The sequence below is a fragment of the Ferrovibrio sp. GW821-FHT12D07 genome, from assembly GCF_058807275.1.
Window position 1 is genome coordinate 92,922 of sequence record NZ_JBXAQN010000004.1, and the last position, 16,672, is coordinate 109,593.

General features: G+C 61.4%; 13 protein-coding genes and 1 tRNA gene. All 14 read right to left on the minus strand.

All coding sequences use genetic code 11. The annotated features are described in order from the left end of the window. Positions 1-38 precede the first annotated feature (38 nt). Entirely contained in the window at positions 39-1,634 is a 1,596-nt protein-coding gene (locus tag AC1RRE_RS19920) for a hypothetical protein (RefSeq protein WP_492983775.1), read from the minus strand. After that, positions 1,546-2,025: a hypothetical protein gene (locus tag AC1RRE_RS19925; RefSeq protein ID WP_492983777.1), complete on the minus strand. Its 480-nt coding sequence runs from the start codon at positions 2,023-2,025 to the stop codon at positions 1,546-1,548. Before AC1RRE_RS19925 ends, AC1RRE_RS19920 begins: the two co-directional genes overlap by 89 nt. Positions 2,026-2,115: 90 nt before the next feature. Continuing rightward, positions 2,116-3,522: a tetratricopeptide repeat protein gene (locus tag AC1RRE_RS19930; RefSeq protein ID WP_492983779.1), complete on the minus strand. Its 1,407-nt coding sequence runs from the start codon at positions 3,520-3,522 to the stop codon at positions 2,116-2,118. Between the two features lie 96 nt (positions 3,523-3,618). Next, positions 3,619-4,323 (minus strand): hypothetical protein, encoded by a 705-nt coding sequence (locus AC1RRE_RS19935; protein WP_492983781.1) that lies wholly within the window; start codon positions 4,321-4,323, stop codon positions 3,619-3,621. A gap of 111 nt (positions 4,324-4,434) precedes the next feature. After that, positions 4,435-8,757 (minus strand): DNA-directed RNA polymerase subunit beta', encoded by a 4,323-nt coding sequence (rpoC, locus tag AC1RRE_RS19940; protein ID WP_492983783.1) that lies wholly within the window; start codon positions 8,755-8,757, stop codon positions 4,435-4,437. Positions 8,758-8,795: 38 nt separating this feature from the next. Further along, positions 8,796-12,890 (minus strand): DNA-directed RNA polymerase subunit beta, encoded by a 4,095-nt coding sequence (gene rpoB, locus AC1RRE_RS19945; protein WP_492983785.1) that lies wholly within the window; start codon positions 12,888-12,890, stop codon positions 8,796-8,798. Positions 12,891-13,121: 231 nt separating this feature from the next. Beyond that, positions 13,122-13,496: a 50S ribosomal protein L7/L12 gene (gene rplL / locus AC1RRE_RS19950; protein WP_492983787.1), complete on the minus strand. Its 375-nt coding sequence runs from the start codon at positions 13,494-13,496 to the stop codon at positions 13,122-13,124. A 64-nt stretch (positions 13,497-13,560) separates the two neighbouring features. Beyond that, positions 13,561-14,070 carry a 50S ribosomal protein L10 gene (rplJ, locus tag AC1RRE_RS19955; RefSeq protein WP_492983789.1) on the minus strand — a complete coding sequence of 170 codons (510 nt, stop codon included), beginning with the start codon at positions 14,068-14,070 and terminating at the stop codon, positions 13,561-13,563. Positions 14,071-14,401: 331 nt separating this feature from the next. Continuing rightward, the gene (gene rplA, locus AC1RRE_RS19960; protein ID WP_492983791.1) at positions 14,402-15,118 is read right to left on the minus strand and encodes a 50S ribosomal protein L1; all 717 of its coding nucleotides are present in this window, start codon (positions 15,116-15,118) and stop codon (positions 14,402-14,404) included. A 15-nt stretch (positions 15,119-15,133) separates the two neighbouring features. Beyond that, positions 15,134-15,568, minus strand: coding sequence for a 50S ribosomal protein L11 (rplK, locus tag AC1RRE_RS19965; protein ID WP_492983793.1), 435 nt, complete (start codon positions 15,566-15,568; stop codon positions 15,134-15,136). 147 nt (positions 15,569-15,715) lie between these two features. After that, positions 15,716-16,246, minus strand: coding sequence for a transcription termination/antitermination protein NusG (gene nusG, locus AC1RRE_RS19970; protein WP_492983795.1), 531 nt, complete (start codon positions 16,244-16,246; stop codon positions 15,716-15,718). A 5-nt stretch (positions 16,247-16,251) separates the two neighbouring features. After that, positions 16,252-16,449 carry a preprotein translocase subunit SecE gene (secE, locus tag AC1RRE_RS19975; RefSeq protein ID WP_492973279.1) on the minus strand — a complete coding sequence of 66 codons (198 nt, stop codon included), beginning with the start codon at positions 16,447-16,449 and terminating at the stop codon, positions 16,252-16,254. A 43-nt stretch (positions 16,450-16,492) separates the two neighbouring features. Continuing rightward, positions 16,493-16,569, minus strand: a tRNA-Trp gene (locus tag AC1RRE_RS19980). 26 nt (positions 16,570-16,595) lie between these two features. Next, positions 16,596-16,672 (minus strand): EF-Tu C-terminal domain-related protein (locus AC1RRE_RS19985; protein WP_445808136.1); only part of this gene is annotated, 77 nt, incomplete at its 5' end.

The window sequence follows — 16,672 nt, forward strand, 5'->3', positions numbered from 1 at the left end:
CAGCAAGGCGGCGGACCGCCCTTTCCGGACAAGATCGGTCAGGCGACGACCAGGGCCCCGATGCGACCGTTGTAAATGGTGATTTTCGACAGATCCACGCCCTGGGCCATGACCTGCTTCAGGACGCTCCGCTCCATCATCACCACGATCGGGCACTTATACTTCTGCTTGAAGTGGTCGAAGTTCAGGTGCGGCTGCCAGTAGGTCGGGAAATCCTCCTGCATGTCGGCCAAGCCGCGCTCGTTGTACACGAAGGGATAGAGGAAGCGCAGCTTCTTGCCGGTGTTCAGGGACGACAGCATGTAGGAGAATTTGGCCGGCATGGTGATCACCAGGGTATCGCCATACTTGTCGGCGAACCGGTTGGCGATGGCGAGCAGGTCCTGGAATTCCTTCATCTCCTCGGGACCGACACCCGGCAACGCCGCCTTGAGCGATTGCACGAAGCCGGAATAGTTCAGGAACCACAGCGTCCCCTGCGAGATGGCGAGATGCACGGCGACCATGCCGGCAAGCACCAGCCAGCCATCTGCGCCGACCTGCAGCACCAGCCAGGCGAACAGCAGCGTGACGAAGGGAATGACGAAGTTGAAATAGCGCTCGGCCTCGCCTAGATGCAGGCCCCAGGGGCTGGAAGTGTAGAGGAAGGTGGCCAGCGCCGCCGCCGCCGAGATCACGCAGAACTTCAGGTACGGACTGTCCCAGATGATGCTGAACACCGCCGGGTCGGCCAGCTTCCAGGCGATATAGACGCCCTCGGGCATCGCCAGCAGCAGGATGCCATAGCTGTTGATCGAGAAAAAGAAGGTCAGGAATTTCTCGGGATTGCGCACCAGGTTGCGCGGCAGGTCCAGAAAATCCTTCACCTTGTTGCGGCTGGACGGCACCAGCGAGGCGATGTTCTTGTAGTACCAGCGGATGTGGTGCACGCGCGCCAGCAGGATGGCGCGGAACGGCGAGCGCGGCATGAACCAGCCCAGCGCAACGACAACGACCGGAACCGCAATCGGTATCGGCGAGGCATAGAGCGCGGCGAAGACAAAGGCGAAAAAGAACGAGCCCTGGATCGCCATCTGCGAACTGAGGATCACCAGGGCGCAGAACAGGCCCGAGACGACCACGAAGCCCCAGTGGCCGGAAATGAAATATCCGCCGAGCGCGGCGTGCTGCAGGATGCAGAAGAACTCACCGATGGCGCGGGCCTTGATGCCCATCAGGCGGGCCGCCGTCGGCATCAGCAGCGGGCTGCTGAGATAGAGCGCGACGATCACGATGGCGAAATGCTCGATCGCCACACCGGCCGGCGGCAGGGTGGGATCCAAGCCGACCACTGCGATCACGGCGACATAGATCAGCACCGCCATCGCGATATCGAGGAGCGGACTGACCAGGCGGCCGGCGATGTAGAGATAGCGTTCGGGTAGGAAGCCGATCAGCGTGAACAGCAGTGGCGGATAGCCGATATAGCCCGGATAGGCGGAATCGGTGTAGCGCATGTCCAGCGGCGCGGCCTTCTGTTGGCCGAGGTACCACTTGGTGAACCAGTCATCGCCGGTGGCGCCGCGCAGAAACCCGAAACGCAACATGAAGCCGGCGAAGCACACCATTGCCAGAACGATCCAGGACGCCATCACCGTACACTCTCCACACAAGCTCAAGACCACTCTTCAAGGTGGCAATACAATCTAAAAGAAGGATTAATACCCACTCCGCCGGCATCGGGTCAGGGATGACCTCGATGGTCATCGGCATGACGCCGAACCGGAGGACCTGGTATTCCAGCCGGGTGACGGTGCCCCAGTTGATGCCGCTATGGGCATCACGGCCGGTCACCACCCTGCGGCCGTTGACATGGGTGATCGTGTCGCCGACCAGCAGCCCGGCCCGCTCGCCGGCAAAGCCCTGCACCAGGATCGCCACCACGGCGCCGTTGGCGTCGTTGCGCATCATCTTTTCAGCCTGGGTAAGATCGCGCAGGGTCGGTTGGCCCGCGAAAGGCGGCAGGTCCTTGCGCGTCTGTACCAAGCCTAGACCGAATGGCACTGCCACGCATGAAAAAAAGTGGCCCCGAGGCCGCTTTTCCCTATTGCCCGATGCGAGCACCGCTTTCCGCAATCACAACAATTCTCTCAGCATTGTTTTCGCAGCCCAGCCCAGATCCTGGCGATTAAAAACGCCGGGATTGTCATTCAGGATCGCTTTGGCGAGAGCCGCCGCATCGTCTTTCCTTCCCATCCGCGACAGGATCATGGCATGCCTGATTTTGACGGTCGTACTGTTCGGGTCGATGAACATGGCCCGGTTTATCAGTGCCAGTGCCTCAGCCTGATTGCCCAGCCATGATGCCGTATAGGCGGCGTTCGAGAACGCGAACATATGGCTGCCATCAACCCTGATCGCCTTCAGGAATGCGTCATGGGCAGCGCGGTGCGCCCTGGTCTGTTCTTCTGGGACGGCCTGTTCCTGCCTGAACAGATACATCTCGCCAATCTGATTATAGCATGGTGCGTATTTCTGCTTCTGGCTGCAGGCCATTTCGAACTGCGCCAAGGCTTCGCTCAGCTTTCCGTATCGATAGGACGGATCGGCATTCGCCGGCGGGGTAGCCGCCTGTGTGCGGAAGATCCGGCCTTTTTCATGATAGCCGTAAGGGGATTCTTTGTTGGCTTCGATACCCCGGTCCGCCAGGACCAGGGCTTCATCGAAGCGATTCTGGCGCCGCTTGAGATCAACCAGCCCCACAAGCCCAAGATGGAATTTGGGATCGATCTCCAGCGCCTCGAGCAGATCGGCTTCCTCCTGGGCTTGCGAGGAAATTTTTGCCCTCAGCCAAAGCGCATATTTGCGATCCTCGAGCGAGCCTTCAGCCACGATGCGTTGCAGCGAAGCGCGCGCCGCGTCGTAATCCTTAAGTCGGTAAGCCGCCAGAGCAGACCCGAAGGGCTCGAAATGGGCGAACAGATCGTAGGCGAATTTCTTGATGATGGCCGCTTCGCCGGTGACATTGACCGGCTTTGAAATGGCGACATTGTCGACGCGCAACCGTCCATTCAATTCACCGGGTTTCCCCGACAGCACGATTTCACCGGTGATGATCCTGGGTTCGTTGCCCAGCAGCGAACTGGCCAGCTTCTGGACATTGGTCGCGGACAGACCGCCGACGTTCAGATCTATTTTCTGCGTGGGCGCCAGCGCCTTGTCGAAGAACGCCACGTTGGCCCGCTCGCTGCGGGACAGATTCTGAAGCGTGCGAACCTCATCCAGGATCTGCTGGATGACGACCTCGCTTTTGTATCCCTTCTCCTCCAGAGCGGCCGGCAGTTCGATCCGCTCCATCAGGACAGGCTGCTGGGTCAGCGCCGCGTTCACAACCCAGCCCGATCCACCAAGCGCAATCAGCGACATGATTGCGGACGTCATGGTTCTGAAAAGAGTCTGTATCTTTTCCAGCATGGAAATTCCCCCTGCAGCGTGCCCCACCGTGAGTGCGTCGATGCGTAAGGCGATACTGCCGGCTGCCATCAGTCCTGCAATAATTGCTTAGGATTAGTGCTGCCCCCATAACGCAAAAAGGGCGGCCCAGAAGACCGCCCTTTCCATCAGCTTCATACCAAGGGGCTATTCGGTCGGCATCGGGGCGAAGGGCACCGTGAAGGTCTGCGGTTTTCCATCGCGCAGGACCCGGTAGTCCAGGGCGCTCATGGAATGGGAGTCGAAGACCTTCTGGGCATCCTTGGCGTTGATCACTTCGACGCCGGCGATATGGGTGACGATGTCTCCCACCTTGAGGCCCGAGCTTTCGCCGGGGAAACCCTTGATCAGCAGATGAATCGCAACACCGTTTGAATCGCCGCGCGCAATCGCCTCTTCCTGGCTCAGATTGCGGACGATCACGCCGCCGCCATAGGGCTTGCGGCGGCGCCAGAACGTCGCCGTGTAGTAGTTCACCGCATAGCTAGTGGGCATGTAGAACATGCTGGTGCCGGTGGAAACCGGGGTTACCGAATTCGACATGCCGGTGCCGGCGCGGAACTTGATCACCCGCTCGGCTCTGATCTCCTTCGCCTTGGCAATCAGCTGCTGCTGCGCCGTCAGGTTGTCGGCATAGCGGCTCTCGCCGATCATCGCCCAGCCCTGTCCGTAGAGATAATGAATCTCGTAATTCGGATTGCCGCCATCCACGATCATCGGTTCGCCGTCGAAGGGGATCAGGTCCTTGCGCCCCTCGAATTCCTGCGGCGTGTAATACATCCTGAAACCGTTTTCGACATGATTGCAGGCGGCCAGCAACGCGAGCGCCAGCACGGCGACAATCTTCTGCATCTTTCCCCCGGATCGGTACGACTCTGCCGGGGCAAATTTTACACAACTCGCCATAACGAAAAAAGGGCGGCCCAGAGGACCGCCCTTCTCTATTGGCTATGAGCCTGCGGCTTATTCGGCGGCGTCGCCGACGGCAGCCTGCAGTTCGCTTTCCAGGGCATCCGCGAAGTCGCGGTCGCGCTGGGCGGCGAGGCCCTTCATGCGGTTCATGATCGCACCGGTGCCGACCGGGATCAGGCGACCGACGATGACGTTCTCCTTGAGGCCGACCAGCTTGTCCACCTTGCCGCCGACGGCAGCTTCGGTGAGCACGCGGGTGGTTTCCTGGAAGGACGCGGCCGAGAAGAACGACCGGGTCTGCAGGCTCGCCTTGGTGATGCCGAGCAGGACCGGCATGCCCTTGGCCACCTTGCGGCCTTCGGCTTCGGTCTTGGCATTCACTTCCTCGAACTCGCTGCGGTCAACCTGCTCGCCGATCAGGAAGGTGGTTTCCGCCGGGTCGATGATCTCGATCTTCTGCAGCATCTGGCGGCAAATCACCTCGATGTGCTTGTCGTTGATCTTCACGCCCTGCAGACGATAGACCTCCTGAATCTCGTTCACGAGATAGTTGGCCAGCGCCTCGATGCCCAGCACCTTGAGGATGTCGTGCGGCGCCGGGTTGCCATCGAGCAGATGGTCACCAACACGGACGAAATCGCCTTCCTGAACGGCAATGTGCTTGCCCTTCGGGATCAGGTACTCGACAGCCTCGACGCCCTCTTCGGCCGGCTTCAGGATCAGGCGGCGCTTGGCCTTGTAATCCTTGCCGAACTCGACGCGACCGTCGATCTCCGCGATGATCGCGTGATCCTTCGGGCGGCGGGCTTCGAAGAGTTCCGCCACACGCGGCAGACCGCCGGTGATGTCGCGGGTCTTGGTGCCTTCCACCGGGATACGCGCCAGCACGTCGCCGGCATGGACCTGCGCACCATCTTCCACCGACAGAATGGCGTCGGCCGAGAGGTAGTAGCGGGCCTCGGAGCCACTGACGAGCATGAGCACTTCGCCCTTACTGTCACGCAGCGTGATGCGCGGACGCAGTTCATTACCCTTCGGGTTCTGCTTCCAGTCGGAAACGACCTTGTAGGAAATGCCGGTCGACTCATCGGTCGCTTCGCGCATCGACACACCCTCGACCAGGTCGCGGTAGTGCACGATACCCTCGCGCTCGGTGATGACCGGGCGGGTGTACGGATCCCAATCAGCGATGCGCTGCCCCTTCTTCACCTTGCCGCCTTCATCGGCGACCAGACGGGCGCCGTAGGGCACCTTGTGGCGGGCGCGCTCGCGGCCATTCTGGTCAACCAGGATGACTTCGCAATTACGGCCCATCACCACGAAGCGGCCCTGGCTGTCGGTCACCAGGTTGCGGTTGGCGATCTTGAGGGTCGCGTCATAGGCGGCCTCAAGGCTCGACTGCTCCGCCACCTGGGCGGTGCCGCCGATGTGGAAGGTACGCATGGTGAGCTGGGTGCCCGGCTCGCCGATCGACTGCGCCGCGATGACGCCGACGGCTTCGCCGATGTTCACCTTGGTGCCGCGGGCCAGATCGCGGCCGTAGCACTTGCCGCAGACGCCAACCTGGCTGTCGCAGGTCAGCACCGAACGGATCAGCATGGATTCCACGCCGGCCGTCTCGATGATGTCGACATCCTTTTCCTCGATCAGGGTGCCGGCCGAAACCAGAACCTCACCGGTGAGCGGATGCTTGACGTCCAGGCTGGGCGTACGGCCCAGGATGCGCTCGCCAAGGGTGGCGATCACTTCGGCGCCCTCGACCACTTCGCGCACGGTCAGGCCGCGCTCGGTGCCGCAATCGTCCTCGGTGATGATGCAGTCCTGCGCCACGTCGACGAGACGACGGGTCAGGTAGCCCGAGTTCGCGGTCTTCAAGGCGGTATCGGCCAGACCCTTACGGGCGCCGTGGGTCGAGTTGAAGTACTCGAGCACGGTCAGGCCTTCCTTGAAGTTCGAGATGATCGGCGTCTCGATGATCTCACCCGACGGCTTGGCCATAAGGCCGCGCATGCCGGCGAGCTGCTTCATCTGCGCCGCCGAACCACGAGCGCCCGAATGGGCCATCATCCAGATCGAGTTGATCGGCTTGCGCTGACCGCTGACCTGATCGATGTCGGTCTGAATGACCTTCATCATTTCATCGGCCACGCGATCGGTGCACTGGGACCAGGCATCGACGACCTTGTTGTACTTTTCGCCCTGGGTGATCAGGCCGTCCTGGTACTGCTGCTCGTATTCGCCGACCAGCTTCTTGGTGTCGTCGATATGCTTTTCCTTCGTCAGCGGCACGACCATGTCGTCCTTGCCGAAGGAAATGCCGGCCTTGAAGGCGCGGGTGAAGCCGAGCGACATCATGCGATCGCAGAAGATGACGGTCTCTTTCTGGCCGCAATGGCGATACACCACGTCGATGACGTTGGTGATCTCCTTCTTGGTCAGCTGCTGGTTGATCACGCGGAACGGTACGTTCTTGTGACGCGGCAGGATCTCGCTGAGCAGCATGCGGCCCGGCGTGGTGGTGACGCGGGCAATGATCGGATTGCCGTCCGAATCCACCGTGTGCAGACGCGCCTTGATGCGGTGATGCAGGGTGATCGTCTTGGCATCCAGCGCCTGCTGGATTTCCGCGATCGTCGAGAACACCGGGGTGCGTTCGACGATAGCACCGTTCTGCAGCACGCGCTCCAGCTCGGCCTTCACGGCCGTCTTCGGCACTTCCACCTTGGTCTTCGGATCGTAAACGATAACGTCGTCTTCGGCCCAGGCCTTCAGAACGGCGTTGACGTCCTTGATCTTCAGCACATCGCCCAGCGGGCTGTTGCGCTCCATGGTGGTGTAATACAGGCCAAGCACGATGTCCTGCGACGGCACGATGATCGGCTTGCCGTTCGCGGGGCTGAGGATGTTGTTGGTCGACATCATCAGGACGCGGGCTTCGAGCTGGGCTTCCAGCGACAGCGGCACGTGCACCGCCATCTGGTCACCGTCGAAGTCGGCGTTGAAGGCGGCGCAGACCAGCGGATGCAGCTGGATGGCCTTACCTTCGATCAGGGTCGGCTCGAAGGCCTGGATGCCCAGACGATGCAGGGTCGGCGCGCGGTTCAGCAGCACCGGATGCTCGCGGATGACCTCTTCGAGGATATCCCAGACTTCCGGACGCTCCTTCTCCACCATCTTCTTCGCCATCTTGACGGTGGCGGCCAGGCCGCGCAGCTCAAGCTTGGAGTAGATGAAGGGCTTGAAGAGTTCGAGCGCCATCTTCTTCGGCAGGCCGCACTGGTGCAGCTTCAGCTCCGGACCGACGACGATCACCGAACGGCCAGAATAGTCGACGCGCTTGCCGAGCAGGTTCTGACGGAAGCGGCCCTGCTTGCCCTTCAGCATGTCGGACAGCGACTTCAGCGGACGCTTGTTGGCGCCGGTGATGACGCGGCCGCGACGGCCGTTGTCGAACAGGGCGTCGACGGCTTCCTGCAGCATGCGCTTTTCGTTACGCACGATGATGTCGGGCGCACGCAGCTCGATCAGGCGCTTCAGGCGGTTGTTGCGGTTGATGACGCGGCGATACAGATCGTTCAGATCCGAAGTCGCGAAGCGGCCACCATCCAGCGGCACCAGCGGACGCAGTTCCGGCGGAATCACCGGCACCACGGTCAGCACCATCCATTCCGGCTTGTTGCCGGACTCGATGAAGCTTTCAACCAGCTTCAGACGCTTGACCAGCTTCTTCGGCTTCAGTTCCGAGGTCGTCTCGGCCAGTTCCTGGCGGATGTTGTCGCGCTCTTTTTCGAGGTCGAGCGCCATCAGCAGGTCGCGGATGGCTTCGGCGCCGATCTTGGCAACGAAGCTGTCATCGCCGTATTCGTCCTGGGCGGTGAAGAGCTGCTCTTCCGTCAGCAGGTCGAACTGCTTCAACGGGCTGAGGCCCGGCTCCACCACGACGTAGTTTTCGAAGTACAGGATGCGCTCGAGGTCTTTCAGCGTCATGTCGAGCATGAGGCCGATGCGGCTCGGCAGCGACTTCAGGAACCAGATATGCGCAACCGGCGACGCCAGTTCGATATGGCCCATGCGCTCGCGACGCACCTTCGAGAGCGTGACTTCAACGCCGCACTTCTCGCAGATCACGCCGCGATACTTCATGCGCTTGTACTTGCCGCACAGGCACTCGTAGTCCTTGATCGGGCCAAAGATGCGCGCGCAGAAGAGACCGTCACGCTCCGGCTTGAAGGTGCGGTAGTTGATGGTTTCCGGCTTCTTGATCTCGCCGTAGGACCAGGAACGGATGCGCTCCGGCGATGCGATCGAGATCTGGATCTGATCGAAGGCCTGGGCGCCCTGGGGCTGGCCGAATACGTTGCTCAGTTCGTTCATGTCTGTCGTCTCCTATCGGAGGAAAGGTTTCGTGGCGATCAGTAGGAGCGCTGCGAGAGCTCGACATTCAAGCCGAGCGACCGCATCTCCTTGACCAGCACGTTGAACGATTCCGGAATACCGGCTTCGAAGTTGGTGTCGCCGCGCACGATCGACTCGTAAACCTTCGAGCGACCCGCCACGTCGTCCGACTTCACCGTCAGCATTTCCTGCAGGGTGTAGGCGGCACCGTAGGCCTGGAGAGCCCAGACCTCCATTTCACCGAAGCGCTGACCGCCGAACTGGGCCTTACCACCGAGCGGCTGCTGGGTGACGAGGCTGTACGGACCGATCGAACGAGCATGGATCTTGTCGTCGACCAGGTGGTGCAGCTTCAGCATGTAGATGTAGCCGACGGTGACCTTACGATCGAAGGATTCACCGGTGCGGCCATCGATCAAGGTCGACTGACCCGAGCTGTGCAGGCTCGCCTTCTCCAGCATCTCGACGATGTCGGGCTCATGCGCGCCATCGAACACCGGGGTGGCCATCGGCACACCGCGGCGCAGGTTGGCACTGAGCTCGAGCACCTGGTCATCCGACAGATCGTTGATCTTGTCGGCATATTCCTGCTTGGAGTAGACGCCCTTCATGATCGTGCGCAAGTCGGCCGCCTTGGCCGCATTGCGGTTGACCTTGTCGAGCATCTCGCCGATCTGGCGACCCAGGCCGGCCGAAGCCCAGCCCAGATGGGTTTCCAGAATCTGGCCGACGTTCATGCGCGAGGGCACGCCCAGCGGGTTCAGCACGATATCGACCGGCTGACCGTCTTCCAGGTAGGGCATGTCTTCTTCCGGCACGATGCGGGAGATGACGCCCTTGTTGCCGTGACGGCCGGCCATCTTGTCGCCGGGCTGCAGCTTGCGCTTCACCGCGACGAAGACCTTGACCATCTTCATCACGCCGGGCGGCAGTTCGTCACCGCGCTGCAGCTTTTCCACCTTGTCCTCAAAGCGCTTCTGGATGCGCGAGGTCGCGGCATCATACTGCTTCTTCAAGGCCTCGATGTCGGCCATGTTCTTTTCGTTCTTGACGCTGATCTGCCACCACTGACCGGGGGTCAGCTCGTGCAGGATCTCGTCGGTGATCTTGCCACCATCCTTGAAGCCCTTCGGACCCTTGTCGGCCTGCTTGCCGTTCAGGAGTTCCTTCAGACGACCGTAGATGGAGCGTTCGATGATCGCCTTCTCGTCGTCGCGGTCCTTGGCCAGACGCTCGATCTCGGCGCGCTCGATGGCAAGGGCGCGTTCATCCTTCTCCACGCCGTGGCGGGAGAAGACGCGCACTTCCACGATGGTGCCCGAGACGCCCGGCGGCACGCGCAGCGAACTGTCGCGCACGTCGGAGGCCTTTTCGCCGAAGATGGCGCGCAGCAGCTTCTCTTCCGGCGTCATCGGGCTTTCGCCCTTCGGCGTGATCTTGCCGACCATGATGTCGCCCGGATGAACTTCGGCGCCGATGTAGACGATGCCGGCTTCGTCGAGGTTCTTGAGGCCTTCTTCACCGACGTTCGGGATGTCGCGGGTGATTTCCTCAGGCCCCAGCTTCGTGTCGCGGGCCATCACTTCGAATTCCTCGATGTGGATCGAGGTGAAGACGTCGTCCTTGGCGATGCGCTCGCTGATCAGGATCGAATCTTCGAAGTTGTAGCCATTCCACGGCATGAAGGCGACGAGCACGTTGCGGCCCAGGGCCAGCTCGCCCAGCTCGGTCGACGGACCGTCGGCGATGATGTCGCCGGCACGCACCTGATCGCCCACCTTCACCAGCGGACGCTGGGTGATGCAGGTGTTCTGGTTCGAGCGCTGGAACTTCAGCAGCTTGTAGATGTCGACGTTCGACTTCGACATGTCGGCTTCATCCGACACGCGGACGACGATACGGGTACCGTCGATCTGGTCGATCACGCCGGTGCGCTTGGCAACGATCGTGGCGCCGGAATCGCGGGCCACCACCTCTTCCATGCCGGTGCCGACCAGCGGCGCTTCGGCGCGGATCAGCGGCACGGCCTGACGCTGCATGTTCGAGCCCATCAGCGCGCGGTTCGCGTCATCGTTCTCAAGGAACGGGATCAGCGCCGCGGCGACGGAGACGAGCTGCTTGGGCGACACGTCCATGAAGTCGACGCCCTCGGGGCGGACCATGACGAAATCGCCGTTGCGGCGGCACGAGACCAGGTCGCCCATCAGCTTGCCCTTGTCGATTTCGACATTGGCCTGCGCGATGGTGTACTTGCCCTCTTCCATAGCGGTCAGATAGACGACCTCGTCGGTCACCTTGCCGTCGCGGATGCGGCGGTACGGGCTCTCGATGAAGCCGTACTGGTTCACGCGGGCATAGGTCGCGAGGCTGTTGATCAGACCGATGTTCGGGCCTTCCGGCGTCTCAATCGGGCAGATGCGGCCGTAATGGGTCGGATGCACGTCGCGCACTTCGAAACCGGCGCGCTCGCGGGTCAGACCGCCCGGGCCAAGCGCCGAGAGACGGCGCTTGTGGGTGATCTCCGACAGCGGGTTGGTCTGGTCCATGAACTGCGAAAGCTGGCTGGAGCCAAAGAACTCGCGGACGGCAGCAGCAGCCGGCTTGGCGTTGATCAGGTCATGCGGCATGACCGTGTCGATCTCGACCGAGCTCATGCGCTCGCGGATCGCGCGCTCCATGCGCACCAGACCGATGCGGTACTGGTTTTCCATCAGCTCGCCGACCGAGCGGACGCGGCGGTTGCCGAGATGGTCGATGTCGTCGATTTCGCCGCGGCCATCCTTGAGTTCGGTCAGCGTGCGCACGCAGGCCAGGATGTCCTCGGTGCGCAGCACGCGCACGGTGTCCTCGGCTTCCAGGCCGAGACGGGCGTTCATCTTCACGCGGCCGACGGCCGAGAGGTCATAACGCTCGGCGTCGAAGAACAGGCCGTGGAACAGCGCTTCGGCCGTATCCATGGTCGGCGGCTCACCCGGACGCATGACGCGGTAGATTTCAAACAGCGCCTGCTCGCGGCCCTGGTGCTTGTCGGCAACCATGGTGTTGCGGATGTAGGAGCCGATGGTGACGTGGTCGACGTCGAGCACCGAAATCTGCTCGATGCCGGCAGCTTCCAGCATCTCGATCTTCTTGATGTCGAGCTCTTCGCCCGCCTCGAGATAGATTTCGCCGCTTTCCTCGTTGACGATGTCGAGCGAGTTATACTTGCCGACCATGTCCTGCGGGGAAACCAGCAGTTCCTTCAGGCCTTCCTCGGCCAGCTTCTTGGCCAGACGCGGCGTGATCTTGGTCGCGGCCTCGGCCACCACCTTGCCGGTCTTGGCATTGATCAGGTCGGCATTCAGGCGGACGCCGCGCATGCGCTCGGCGTTGTAATCGGTGCGCCAGCCCTTTTTGTCGCGCTTGTAGATCACCTTCTTGTAGAAGGAATCCAGAATCTCTTCCTGGGTCAGGCCGAGCGCGAAGAACAGCGTGGTGACGGGCAGCTTGCGGCGGCGGTCGATGCGGACATGCACGATGTCCTTGGCGTCGAACTCGAAGTCCAGCCACGAGCCGCGATAGGGAATGACGCGGGCGGTGTAGAGATACTTGCCCGACGAATGGGTCTTGCCCTTGTCGTGATCGAAGAACACGCCCGGGCTGCGGTGCATCTGCGAAACGATGACGCGCTCGGTGCCGTTGATGATGAAGGTGCCCTTGTCGGTCATGAGCGGCATGTCGCCCATGTACACGTCCTGCTCCTTGATGCCCTTGACCGACTTGGCCTGGGTGTCCGGATCGACTTCGAAGACGATCAGGCGCAGCGTCACCTTCAGCGGCGCGGCGAAGGTCATGCCACGCTGCATGCACTCGTCGACGTCGTACTTCGGCGCTTCGAACTCATACTTGACGAATTCGAGCGACGAGCTGTCGCTGAAATCCTTGATCGGGAAGACCGACTTGAAGACGGCCTGCAGCCCCGCGTCGGGACGCTGGTCGCCAGCGTCGTGCATCATCAGGAAACTGTCGTAGGAGCTCTTCTGAACCTCGATGAGGTTCGGCATCGAGGCAACACTCGGGATGCGTCCGAAGCTTTTGCGAACGCGCTTGCGGCCGGTGAACGACAAGGTCATGTCTGTCCCAAATCTATCTGGTGCGGCGACTGTAATGTCGCGCCGCGCGGCTTCGGACCAAGCGATGATTTTCGCGGGCCTATTAATCCCGCCGGGCGATCGCCGCGCCCAAAGATCCGAAACCGTATCGACCCGCCGAAATCCGCGGCGGACGGGGTGTGGGGCTAATTACATAGGGCAGCTTTGGGGCAGGTCCACACCGGACCCGCCCCGCTGCTTACGCGATACTGATTACTTGACGTCGACCTTGGCGCCAGCGGCTTCCAGCTGGGCCTTGATCTTGCCGGCTTCGTCCTTGTTGACGCCTTCCTTGACGGGCTTCGGAGCGCCTTCGACGAGGTCCTTGGCTTCCTTCAGGCCCAGACCGGTGATGGCGCGGACTTCCTTGATCACGTTGATCTTGTTCGCGCCGGCATCGGTGAGGATGACGTTGAACTCGGTCTTCTCTTCAGCAGCCGGGGCAGCAGCGCCACCGCCAGCAGCGGCAACAGCAACCGGAGCAGCAGCCGAAACGCCCCACTTCTCTTCGAGAAGCTTGGCGAGTTCAGCAGCTTCGAGGACGGTCAGCGTCGACAGTTCGTCAACGATCTTGTTCAAATCAGCCATTTGAGTGACTCCTTAGTGTGTAGGTTCGATACCTGGTTTGACAGTTACGGTTCGGCTTACAGCCTTAACCCTTCGTGGCATACGCATTGAGCAGGCGGGCCAACTGGCCAGCCGGCGCCTGCACGACGCCGGCGACCTTGGTCGCAGGCGCGTTGAGCAGGCCGATGATCTTGCCGCGCAGTTCGTCGAGCGACGGCAGAGTCGCCAAGGCTTTGACACCATCAGCATTCAGGACGGTTTCGCCCATGGCGCCGCCAACAACGACGAACTTGTCGTTCTTCTTGGCGAACTCCACGGCGACCTTCGCTGCGGCGACCGGATCATTGGCATAGGCAATGCCGGTCGGCCCCTTGAAGAGGGTCTTCAGGGATGCGTAGGTGGTGCCCTCGAGGGCAAGGCAGACAAGACGGTTTTTCGCGACCTTGAAGCTGGCGCCAGCGGCACGCATCTGACGACGCAGCTCAGATACCTGAGCAACGGTCAGACCGTTATTCTGGGTTACCACAACAACTTCGGCCTTGTTAAAGACCTGGTTGAGGATGGTCACCATCTCCTGTTTTTGAGCACGATCCACTGTTCGTCTCCTAAACAAGGAATCAGGTTGCCCTGATCCTGGTTGGCACTTGAGCGATCGATTTGGTCGCTCCGGCTTTCGCTGTTGCCAGCTTGGCCGCCGCGGCAAACCGATTACCCGGTTCGCCTGTCCCAGGGCTCGAACCTTCCTGAATCCGGTCGTAACCGGATTCCTGAAAATTCTGTTCCCCGTCTATGCAGGTGGCACTTCCCTTAAACACCTCGGCTAAAAAGCTCCGGTGCGCCTGCAGTCTCGGACAGGTTCGATGCTCCGATTTCTCGAAACATCGCTCCCTCAGCCTTCCAAAGAAGGCTGAGGAAACTCGTATTGATTACGCAGCGGCCTTATTGTCGCCGCCACCAATCGCGTCGGTCAGATCGAGACGCACGCCCGGACCCATGGTCGAGCTGATCGCGATCTTCTTGACGTAGTGACCCTTCACGCCGGTCGGCTTGGCCTTCATCACGGCATCGATGAACGCCTTCACGTTGGCGAGAATCTGCTCCTCGGTGAAGGACGCCTTGGCGATGCCAGCCTGCAGCAGGCCGGCCTTCTCAACGCGGAACTCAACCTGGCCGCCCTTGGCCGCCTTGACGGCGCCAGCGACGTCCATGGTGACCGAGCCGAGCTTCGGGTTCGGCATCAGGCCGCGCGGGCCCAGCACCTTACCCAGCTTGCCCACGACAGCCATCATGTCAGGCGTCGCGATGCAGCGATCGAACTCGATCTTGCCGGTGTTGATGATCTCGGCCAGATCGTCGGCGCCGACGAGATCGGCACCGGCCTTCTTGGCTTCCTCGGCCTTCGGGCCCTTGGCGAAGACGGCGACGCGCACGGTCTTGCCGGTGCCCGACGGCATCGTGACGACGCCACGAACCATCTGGTCGGCGTGACGCGGGTCAACGCCCAGGTTCACGGCGATCTCGATGGTCTCGTCGAACTTGGCCTTCGCATTGGCCTTCACCATCTTCACGGCCTCATTGACGCCGTAACGATGGTCGGGGTTCACGGTCTTGGAAGCCGCAGTGTAACGCTTGCCTTTGGTCATTGTCCGGATCTCCCCTTATTCGCCACGAACGTCCAGGCCCATCGAGCGGGCCGAACCAACAATCATGCGGGACGCCGCATCGATGTCGTGAGCGTTGAGATCCTTCATCTTGGCCTTGGCGATCTCGCGCACCTGATCCATCGTCACCGAACCGACCTTGTCACCACGACCGGTCGTCTTCGAACCGGACTTGATGTTGGCGGCCTTCTTCAGGAAGTAGGTCACCGGCGGGGTCTTGGTGATGAAGGTGAACGAACGGTCCGAATACACGGTGATAACCACCGGGATCGGCATGTCCTGCTCGAGGTCCTTGGTCTGCGCGTTGAACGCCTTGCAGAATTCCATGATGTTGACGCCGCGCTGGCCCAGGGCCGGGCCGATCGGCGGCGACGGGTTGGCCTTACCGGCTGGAACCTGCAGCTTGATATAGCCTTCAATCTTCTTCGCCATACTGGTCTTCCTTTCCTGCTTCGAGGAGCCATGCTCCCCCGCTAGCGGATGCGTGGTGCGACAGGGTCGGTCCGGCGAATGTGGACCTTAGCTGTCTCCCACGCGGTGAACCGGGCGATACGCTGCCCGGGTACGCAAGCAATCAGATCAGAGCTTCTCGACCTGACTGTATTCCAGCTCCACCGGGGTGGCGCGACCGAAGATCGACACAGCCACCTTGAGGCGCGCGCGCTCTTCGTCCACTTCTTCCACCACGCCGGAGAACGACGTGAACGGGCCGTCGGCAACGCGCACCTGCTCGCCCACCTCGAAGGTGACCGAAGGCTTGGGATGCTCCACGCCTTCCTTCACCTGATTGGCGATACGCTGCGCCTCGGCCTCCGTGATCGGCGACGGCTTGCCGCCCGAACTCAGGAAGCCGGTGACCTTCGGTGTATTCTTGACGAGATGATAGGTCTCGTCGGTCATGGTCATCTTCACCAGCACATAGCCGGGGAAGAACTTACGCTCGGCATTGACCTTCTGGCCGCGGCGGACTTCCACCACTTCCTCGGTCGGGACCAGCACTTCTTCAAAGTGCTCGGCCATACCCTTCTGTGCCGCGCCATCGCGGATCGCCTGCGCGACCTTCTTTTCGAAGTTCGCGTAGACATGGACGATGTACCACCGCGCCGCCATCGTCTTCAGCTCCCCAGGCCGAGGATCGTCTGCACACCAAAGCGCAGGATCGTGTCGACCACAAAAAAGAACAGCGCGGCCACCAGTCCCATCACGAACACCATCGCGGTGGTGATCAGGGTTTCCTTACGGCTCGGCCAGGTGACCTTGACGGTCTCCTGCCGGACCTGCCGGAAAAACTCGATCGGACTGACTTTGGCCATCGCCTTGTTATCCTAAACTCTAAACTCGTTACGTCTGCCACGCTGGCAGGGGCGGAGGGAGTCGAACCCCCAACCCCCGGTTTTGGAGACCGGTGCTCTAGCCAGTTGAGCTACACCCCTGCATGCGCGTCAGTCGTCGCGTTACTTTACGCGATGACCTTGGCGACGACGCCTGCACCGACGGTGCGGCCGCCTTCGCGGATGGCGAAGCGCAGACCTTCAT

What these genes read in the sequence shown, in the direction of transcription:
- AC1RRE_RS19930 (WP_492983779.1), bottom strand. Translation starts at nt 3,522, where the DNA reads ATGGCAGCCGGCAGTATCGCCTTACGCATCGACGCACTCACGGTGGGG.
- AC1RRE_RS19935 (WP_492983781.1), bottom strand. Translation starts at nt 4,323, where the DNA reads ATGCAGAAGATTGTCGCCGTGCTGGCGCTCGCGTTGCTGGCCGCCTGC.
- rpoC (WP_492983783.1), bottom strand. Translation starts at nt 8,757, where the DNA reads ATGAACGAACTGAGCAACGTATTCGGCCAGCCCCAGGGCGCCCAGGCC.
- rpoB (WP_492983785.1), bottom strand. Translation starts at nt 12,890, where the DNA reads ATGACCTTGTCGTTCACCGGCCGCAAGCGCGTTCGCAAAAGCTTCGGA.
- rplL (WP_492983787.1), bottom strand. Translation starts at nt 13,496, where the DNA reads ATGGCTGATTTGAACAAGATCGTTGACGAACTGTCGACGCTGACCGTC.
- rplA (WP_492983791.1), bottom strand. Translation starts at nt 15,118, where the DNA reads ATGACCAAAGGCAAGCGTTACACTGCGGCTTCCAAGACCGTGAACCCC.
- rplK (WP_492983793.1), bottom strand. Translation starts at nt 15,568, where the DNA reads ATGGCGAAGAAGATTGAAGGCTATATCAAGCTGCAGGTTCCAGCCGGT.
- nusG (WP_492983795.1), bottom strand. Translation starts at nt 16,246, where the DNA reads ATGGCGGCGCGGTGGTACATCGTCCATGTCTACGCGAACTTCGAAAAG.
- secE (WP_492973279.1), bottom strand. Translation starts at nt 16,449, where the DNA reads ATGGCCAAAGTCAGTCCGATCGAGTTTTTCCGGCAGGTCCGGCAGGAG.